Origin of the sequence: Novipirellula sp. (assembly GCF_041583735.1) — a bacterium.
In the GTDB taxonomy this organism is placed as follows: Bacteria; Planctomycetota; Planctomycetia; order Pirellulales; family Pirellulaceae; genus Novipirellula.
In genome coordinates this window covers 1-8013 of the sequence record NZ_JBFHFD010000406.1, presented here as the reverse complement: position 1 = coordinate 8013, position 8013 = coordinate 1, and the positions used below count along the sequence as shown (strand labels likewise).

Genomic DNA, 8013 nt, shown 5'->3' with positions numbered 1-8013 from the left:
CCACGAAAGTTGGGAGGGCCCGAAGTCGCCAAGCTAACTCGCAAGAGAGGCAGGCGCCGAAGGTCAGCTCGACAATTGGGACTAAGTCGTAACAAGGTAGCCGTAGGGGAACCTGCGGCTGGATCACCTCCTTTCTAAGGATCTTAGAAATCGACTTGCGAATCACTCTTCGGAGTGAAACACAATGTCGGATCCGTGGAAGTAACCTTGCACTACACTCAACAGAATTCAGATCTTCGGATCTGTGTCATCATCAAATAACAAACGGAAACCCGTTTCGGACTGTCGCCAGCCGAAACGGGTTTTTTCGTGCGCGCACCGAATCAATTCGGGATAATGACGTCTCCGGCTGATTCCAATCGCCTCCGCGCTATCGCATCCTCCTCTACTCTGATTGCGAGGCGGCGATCGGATTGTGTTAACACGTCTCTGCGGGCCGAAGCACGATGCCATCTACCTTGCTACTAATCAGGTGGTGTTCATAGCGTTGCGGCGTAAGCCGCCCGGTCTAATTCGAACGTTCGACTCGCTGCCACCGGACGGCTCGCGGCACAAGGACCTGTACAGCAAAGCCCCGCTGCCAGACCTGCTTACCGCTGATTGCCCATGAACTCCCATGCCGATCACTTTCTGCGTCTGAACACCTGACTTTTAGCACGGCTAATCTGCCGGGTACCACGTCATCGGTTTGGGTTGGGACATAAAAAAAGCCGCAGTGCGAATTTAATTTCACACTGCGGCTTGCTTGATTTAGGGAACCCTTAATTGCGGAGCAATTCTCGGATTCCAAAGGTAAAGAAGGTTCCTAGGCCAAAGTTCAGCAACTCTTCCTCACACTTGTATTGCAGAATGATGGTATCACCTGCCTGAATCAGTGGCCGTTGGCGAGGGTCATTCAACGCTTTGGCAAGATCCACCTCGATCGCAACCTGTCCGTTACAAGGTGTCTTTCGCAGAATGTAAACCAACCCTGGCGGTACTCCACCGACACCCTGAGCACCTCCGGTGAGTCCGCCACCACGTTGACCCCCAGACGTGGCTGCTAGTCCTTGACCGGCAAGTGCCATTGCTCCGACCACATCGAGATCGTAGTCACGCGGCAGTGGGAATTCACCACCCCCTAGCAATCCGCCGGTGTAGTAAACCTCGGTTTCACGAGACTCGATATAGACAATGTCTCCATCCATCAATTCGATGTCCTTAGCCGTGATGTTCGGCACAACACCTGGCTTCACTCGCAATGGAATCCTCAAGATCGACGGATCTTCTGGCAATTCGGGAGGGCAGGCACAAGGATCAAGTCGTGCAGCTTGCTGCTGTGCATAGAACTGCTGCACAAACTGAGCACGCTTACGTTGATCCGCCTTACTGGCTCGCAGAATCTTGACTTCGTTCTTTGCAGTAAGCCCAGGCAATCCGCCAGTTTCGACCAATGCATGAAGGATGTCATTTTGATAAGCTCGCAGCTTCACCAAACCACCACTGGCGCTTTGATCAGTGATCCCTCTAATTTCATCACCACCTCCGCCTCTTCCAGCGGTATCTTCGCGAACCACGATGACGTCGTAGGTACGCTCTTTGATGATCGTGACGATCGGTCGTGCTTTTTCGGGACGCAGAATTTCGCTGTCGATATAGGCGTCACGAATCGCTTCTCGCACCTGCTCGAGCGTCAATCCCTCAACCTTCAACGGCTCGAGCAGCGGCAAGGCCAAAGTTCCATCATCTTGCACTGCGATCGGATAACCAATCGACGGCGGAAGCGTGCTCTGAGCGTCCGGGAAGTTTACCGGCGGAGGCTCTGGAGGAGCGTTAGGCGGATTAAAGGGCAGCACCCCTTCGATGTAAACACCGAGGATGTCCCCCCCTGCCAACTGATAATCTCGCGGTGGCTCGAGCGAGAGCAGCGAGATATCAACGGGCACCAAATCATTCTTTGGTTCCGCAAAAAACTGAGGCGGCAATCGATTCGCGGGCACGCCGTCAATCGGCTGCGTCAGCGTCGTGCAACCACTAAAGGCTGTGCAAAAAAGGCCGGCGGCAGCAGCGGTCTTGAATGACCGCAGTACACGGAGCGCCCGTTTTTTGGCTTGCAAAGGTTTCCTGTTCATCCCTGAACTCTCTAACTAAGGACAATGCGTATGCGTAATTGGGGCGCTTTCTTGGCGTCGCCAGAACTTAAAATTTTCCGTGCTTATTGAAAGCTGAACGGCAACTTGCTTGCGGAGGAATCAGCTACGGGAGCCGTTCCCACCGAATCTTCAGACGCCGATACGGGACTTTGGAAGGCTTGATCAGCGAAAACCTGATCGACAATCGCGTCCGCATCGAAGACGTCGGCGTCAGAGTAACTCACTTCGTCGCTCATCTTGGGCTCGAGATCGGGCACCGAGTCCGAGGATGCCGAGAAGCTGTAGCCTCCCTTGTCGTGCATCTGGAAAGACGAATCTTCCTGATACAAACCATGAGCATCTTTCAGCCGATCTTGAGGCACCATGTCACCATCGTGCGACTCAGCCGGTTCAATCAACTCGGCATCGCCGTCATCGGCATCCAGAAACGGACTATCCAGTGGAGCGGGCTGCTCGTAATCCAGCACCGTAGGCGCCGCATGTACAGGCAACGGTGCCGCCACATTAGGAGTCCCCATGCCATAGGACGTTTGCACGTTACTCCAGTGCCCCACGCCGTCTTGTTCCGCTGCCTTGACTCCCATCGGGAACCCAGCGAACCAATCATTCACAGCGAGTTGGCCATTGGAAGACTGATACATCCAGCCCCAATACTGTGACGGAGCAATCGCAGGCGTACAGCCGCTGCCACCGTTGCAGACATCCATATAGCCTGCGTAAAAACCATCTTTAAAAGCGTTTGATGGATTACAGAAGTTCGCCTTCTGGCAATGCCACGCCTTTGCCGCCATCGTCTTGTTGCGATGACCAACCATAAATTCATTGAGCCCGTCGTGATTCTTCAATTGCCGGGCCGCACCACTGAACATCGAACACCCGCCTGTGCCAAGCACCACGAGTGAAAGTCCAGCCAGCAGTGCAGTACGAGCGAGCCGGTTGACCCTGCCGACTTGATAATTCAAGCGGCGTGGCATCGGTCGCCCCCCTCGCTCCGAGCGTCCTCGTCCCCAGCGATTGAACGCCAACGACAGGGAAGAGCTCTGGCTCAGATTACTTGTTCCGGCCGCGACGCCACTTTGGACGCTGATTCGTGATTGCGGCAAAATTTTTGAACGAATCGCCATTTGGCCCCCCTTTGGCAGCAAAGGCATTCCGTGTTCTAGTCCTACTATTTGTGCGGGTTGTGCTAGAAAGAACACCCGCTCAACCCTATTTATCGCCGGGACGGCTTTGCGGGATTAACCAAAAATCACGAAAACACGCATTGGGACGACTGTCACGGTTGTAACAGCAAACGGGATCAATCCAGTTCTAACCACCCAAGTGGCCTAATCCACGAGGAATACGCTGTTAATGATCGTGTTAAATCCCCTTTTTTAACGGGATAGACCATTCGATTTTGCAATCCCATTTCTATACTGGAACAGGAAAGGTTGCCCTCATTCCGGCATCGCCTAGAATGGCTGCGACGTGGAGAAAACGGCCACCTTTTACCTTGTCCTGAACGCCAGAGGCATTCGGCCACCACCATTTCGGCGTCGAAGTGGCCTTCAAGCTCGACGCTTCGGGATTCGAATCCTGCGACTTCAAATGAATCAGTTCGCAGGGCCAAGAGCATTGCAACACCGAGTTTCACACTAGACTTATCCTCTTTGGCAAACCTTATGAACGGGCTGCTGCTAGCTTGTCTAGCAATATCACTCGCAAGCGCACTTCTGCTTGTCCCTGTCGTGCGAGCACTGGCAATTCGCACCGGCATGATCGACAAGCCCGATAGCGAACGAAAGTTGCATCAGACGCCCATTGCGCTTGGTGGTGGCGTGGCCGTTTTCGCTTCTCTGTTGCTTGGCTTCATTTGCACGGTGCTGATCGATCGGAATTTCAACGGTTTTTCGCTCGGCTACTTCAACCCCAGCTGGTATGTGTTGATATTTGCTGCAGCCGCAGTCTTGATGGTAGGACTGATCGACGACCGCTGGCCCTTACGAGGGCGACAGAAGCTACTGTTTCAGTGCTTGATTGTGGCAAGCGTTGTGGGAAGCGGTACGGTGATCCGGCAAATCAACCTATTGGGGATTGAGATCTCGCTAGGAAATTTGGCCTTCCCCATCACCATGCTTTGGCTATTGATCGCGATCAATGCTCTGAATCTGATCGATGGTGCCGATGGAATGGCGACGACCGTGGGCTGTATTGTTTGCGCGGGTCTGGGATTTTTGAGTAGTCGCTCGGGTGTCAACTTGACGGCAGTCTTGTGCTTCGCGTTGTCAGGGGCTCTGCTCGGTTTTCTGGCCTTCAATCGCCCTCCTGCGACCATCTATCTCGGCGACGCTGGCAGCATGATGATCGGATTTTTTGTGGGGGTGCTGGCGATTTGGAGCAATACAAAAGAATCCACCGTTTTGGCCTCGGCCCCCGTCGCTATCCTCGCGCTGCCGCTATTTGACTCGACCGCAGCTGTTTTAAGGCGGTGGCTCACCGGACGCAGCATCTACATTACTGACCGAGCCCATTTGCACCATTTGTTGCAGGCAAAATACGGAAGTCTTGGGATGCTCGCCGTCGTGGCAGGGCTGTGCCTGATCACCACCACTCTGGCTTATGTCTCCACCTACTATTCACGCCCTTGGCTTTCCATTGTCGGAGTGATATTGGCTCTCGGTCTTTTAATTTTCACTCGCTCGTTCGGCCATGCCGAGTCAAAACTGTTGGTCACGCGGGCGATCCATTTTTGTCACTCCTTTTCAAAATCACCCGACGTTTGCGAGTCTGAAAAACAGCATCGCAAACATGCCCTTCAGGGATCGGGGTCGTGGGAGACCGTTTGGGAACCGATTGTCGAACTTGCCCAATCCCACAACCTCGCTAGCATCAAGATCGACTTGAACTTAGCTTGGCTGCATGAGGGGTATCACGCGTCCTGGCACAGTATGCGTTTACCAGAGAAAGCGCACCAGTTAACCATGTGTGTTCCTCTGTTTACGCAGCGAACCAAAGATGGCAGTGAGTTGGTGATTGGGCGGCTCGAAATGGTTGCCCCGGCGAAGTCGCCTGACGTTTACTCGCATATTGCCGGTTTTATCGAACAACTGAACGAACTGAATCCGCAGATCGATTACGTGATCGAATCTCTCGAAAAAGACGCGGCCACAGATTCGGGAGCCTTCTTCTGGCCTAAATCGGAAACTCCAAGGCCGGTGCCGAAGCCCATAAACGCAGATTCCGAGGACGCCACCGCCCTTAGTTCGCGGTAAGCGCAAAAGGTGGTAGGGCCAGATCGCAGGCAGGCAACTCGGTTCGTTCGTTAGAACGCTCAAATCCCGCGGCAGCATTAAAAACTTGGCTTGCGTTTGCTAAGCTAAGGTTGTTGCTGCCAACGAGATCAATCATCTTGCATAGCGGTCTCGTGTTTCTCATGCTATTTGCGTCCCCCCTTGTTTGAACGTAAAAGCAAACGGGACAGTTTTGCCGACTCCTCATTACGTAACCATCGATGCCGATCTTACCTCAAGAACCCGATTGTTTCCCCGAGGATTTGCTTTGCCAGCCCACCACATCTTCCAAGCGTTGGTGGTTGATGTACACCAAATCACGTCAGGAAAAGCAGCTGATGCGGCATCTGCTAAAGCACGAGGTTTGGCACTACGGCCCGATGGTTCGCCAGCGAAAACGGTCCCCCGCCGGGCGAATGCGAACCTCTTATGCTCCGCTATTTAGCAATTACGTTTTTGTCTGTGGTGATGATGACGAAGCTCGTTATCAAGCGATTTGCAGCGGATGCATTCAGAAAGCGGCAGAAATCACCGATGTCGATGAATTTGTTGCCGACCTGAAACAGATTCACGATCTGATCGATCTGGGCGTTCCCATGACGATCGAAAGTCGTCTTGAACCAGGTCAAAACGTGCGAATTCGCAGTGGTTCGTTTGCAGGATACGAAGGGACGATCCTCCGGCGCGAGCAGGAAACGCGACTTTTAGTTTGCGTTCGCTTTATGGAGCAAGGCGTCAGCGTCAAACTCGAGGACTGTCAATTGGAGTTGATAGGATGAAGTCAGCACTGATCACAGGGATCACCGGTCAAGACGGCTCCTACTTGACCGAATGGCTACTCGAGAAAGGTTACACGGTCCACGGTTTGGTTCGGCGCAGCAGCACAACCCAGCGGACTCGACTTGACCATCTCTTTCACGATGCTTCGATCTACAATCATCGTCTGTTTTTACATTATGCGGACCTCGACGACACGACCACCATTCGCCGCATCTTAACGCGTACGTCGCCGGACGAGGTTTATCACTTGGCGGGTCAGAGTCACGTCGGTGCCAGTTTCGAGATCCCCGAAACGACCTGTCAATTCACAGCGATGGGGACATTGAAGCTGCTGGAAATCCTGCGTGATCTTGATAAACGTCCTCGCTTTGCTCATATCAGCAGTAGCGAAATCTTTGGACGTCCGCTCGAGTCACCGCAAAATGAAATGACCGCGATGCGTCCCGTCACCCCCTAGGGCGTCGCCAAAGCCTTTGCAACGCAAATGGTGACGCTGTACCGGGAATCGTTTGGTTTGTTTGCTTGTAACGCAATTTGCTACAACCACGAATCACCGCGTCGAGGCGAGTCATTTGTTACACGAAAAATCACCCGCGCCGCGGCAGCGATCTCCATGGGGCTGCAAGACGAATTGGTGCTCGGCTCACTCGATACCGTACGGGACTGGGGCTACGCCCCTGACTATGTCCAAGGCATGTGGCTAATGCTACAACAGGACACATCGGATGACTTCATTCTTGCCACGGGCACCCAGCATACGGTCGAACACTTTCTCGCAGCCGCATTTGATGCAGTCGATCTCGATTGGCGTCAGTATGTGCGTCAAGACAAAGCGTTTATGCGTCCTTCGGAAGTCCAACGACTGATAGGGGACCCATCCAAGGCACGGCGTCAATTGAACTGGAAAGCCAACGTCACACTTCCTGAACTCGCCAAACAAATGGTGCAGCACGACCGGGAACAACTGCAGGCCAAAAGTGCTCTGCCCCAGACCGCAACAGCTCGTCTAAAATCCACGTGATTCATTGGCGGCTGAAGGCTAACGACGTGTCGGTTGCACTGCACTTCGAAAAAGAGTTCATTTGCAAGCCTGCATGACACACATCCGTAACAACGACTAGCACCGTAGTTAATTGCGTTGCCAAGATTCCTTTGCCTTCACCGGCTCCTCCCTGTTCTAACCAACCAAACTTTCCCTCATACGCTCTTTTGAATCCCATGAAGATATGCTGCATTGGCGCTGGTTATGTCGGTGGCCCTACGATGGCAATGATTGCCAAACAGTGCCCCAAGATCCATGTTCACGTTGTCGATTTGAATCAACAACGGATTGATGCATGGAACTCCGACGATCTGCCGGTCTATGAACCCGGATTGGATGAAGTGGTGCGTGAAGCGAGGGGACGCAATCTGACGTTTTCAACCAATGTCGATCAAGCGATTGCCGAAGCCGACATGATTTTTATCGCGGTCAACACACCGACAAAACATTTCGGTATTGGGGCAGGTCGCGCCGCGAACCTTGAATTCATTGAAAAATGTGCACGGCAAATTGCCAAAGTATCCAAGGGGCACAAAATCGTCGTCGAGAAATCGACGCTTCCTGTGCGTACTGCCGAAGCGGTCAAACGCATCCTTTCGTCGTCCAGTAACGGAGCGACTTTTGATGTCTTAAGCAATCCAGAGTTCCTCGCCGAAGGAACCGCTGTCGAAGACTTACTCGATCCAGACCGAGTGCTGATCGGAGGCGAATCGGAAGCAGCGGTAAAGGCTTTGGCGGACGTGTACGGGCAATGGGTTTCTCGCGAAAAAATCCTGACGACCAATCT

Annotated in this window: 4 protein-coding genes, 1 rRNA gene and 2 pseudogenes; 5 read left to right on the top strand and 2 right to left on the bottom strand. The window is 53.2% G+C overall.

Annotated elements, in window-relative coordinates:
• Positions 1–134, top strand: a 16S ribosomal RNA gene (locus ABX962_RS24075); the annotation flags it as partial.
• Between the two features lie 627 nt (positions 135–761).
• Here ABX962_RS24075 and ABX962_RS24070 read toward each other — a convergent pair.
• Both ABX962_RS24070 and ABX962_RS24065 read right to left on the bottom strand, forming a co-directional pair.
• Positions 762–2111, bottom strand: a complete 1350-nt coding sequence (locus ABX962_RS24070) for a polysaccharide biosynthesis/export family protein (protein WP_372723038.1) — start codon at positions 2109–2111, stop codon at positions 762–764.
• A gap of 83 nt (positions 2112–2194) precedes the next feature.
• Complete coding sequence (locus tag ABX962_RS24065; protein ID WP_372723036.1) at positions 2195–3256, bottom strand: hypothetical protein; 1062 nt, start codon at positions 3254–3256, stop codon at positions 2195–2197.
• A gap of 606 nt (positions 3257–3862) precedes the next feature.
• On the opposite strand from ABX962_RS24065, the gene ABX962_RS24060 reads away from it, so the two are divergent.
• The 4 genes and pseudogenes from ABX962_RS24060 to ABX962_RS24045 all read left to right on the top strand — a co-directional run.
• On the top strand, positions 3863–5386 hold the full coding sequence (locus ABX962_RS24060) for an MraY family glycosyltransferase (RefSeq protein ID WP_372723034.1): 1524 nt from the start codon (positions 3863–3865) through the stop codon (positions 5384–5386).
• A gap of 239 nt (positions 5387–5625) precedes the next feature.
• Positions 5626–6183 (top strand): transcription termination/antitermination protein NusG, encoded by a 558-nt coding sequence (locus tag ABX962_RS24055; protein ID WP_372723032.1) that lies wholly within the window; start codon positions 5626–5628, stop codon positions 6181–6183.
• A pseudogene (locus ABX962_RS24050) lies at positions 6180–7205 on the top strand (GDP-mannose 4,6-dehydratase). Before ABX962_RS24055 ends, ABX962_RS24050 begins: the two are co-directional and overlap by 4 nt.
• A gap of 197 nt (positions 7206–7402) precedes the next feature.
• A pseudogene (locus tag ABX962_RS24045) lies at positions 7403–8013 on the top strand (nucleotide sugar dehydrogenase); the annotation flags it as partial.

What these genes read in the sequence shown, in the direction of transcription:
- ABX962_RS24070 (WP_372723038.1), bottom strand. Translation starts at nt 2,111, where the DNA reads ATGAACAGGAAACCTTTGCAAGCCAAAAAACGGGCGCTCCGTGTACTG.
- ABX962_RS24065 (WP_372723036.1), bottom strand. Translation starts at nt 3,256, where the DNA reads ATGGCGATTCGTTCAAAAATTTTGCCGCAATCACGAATCAGCGTCCAA.
- ABX962_RS24055 (WP_372723032.1), top strand. Translation starts at nt 5,626, where the DNA reads ATGCCGATCTTACCTCAAGAACCCGATTGTTTCCCCGAGGATTTGCTT.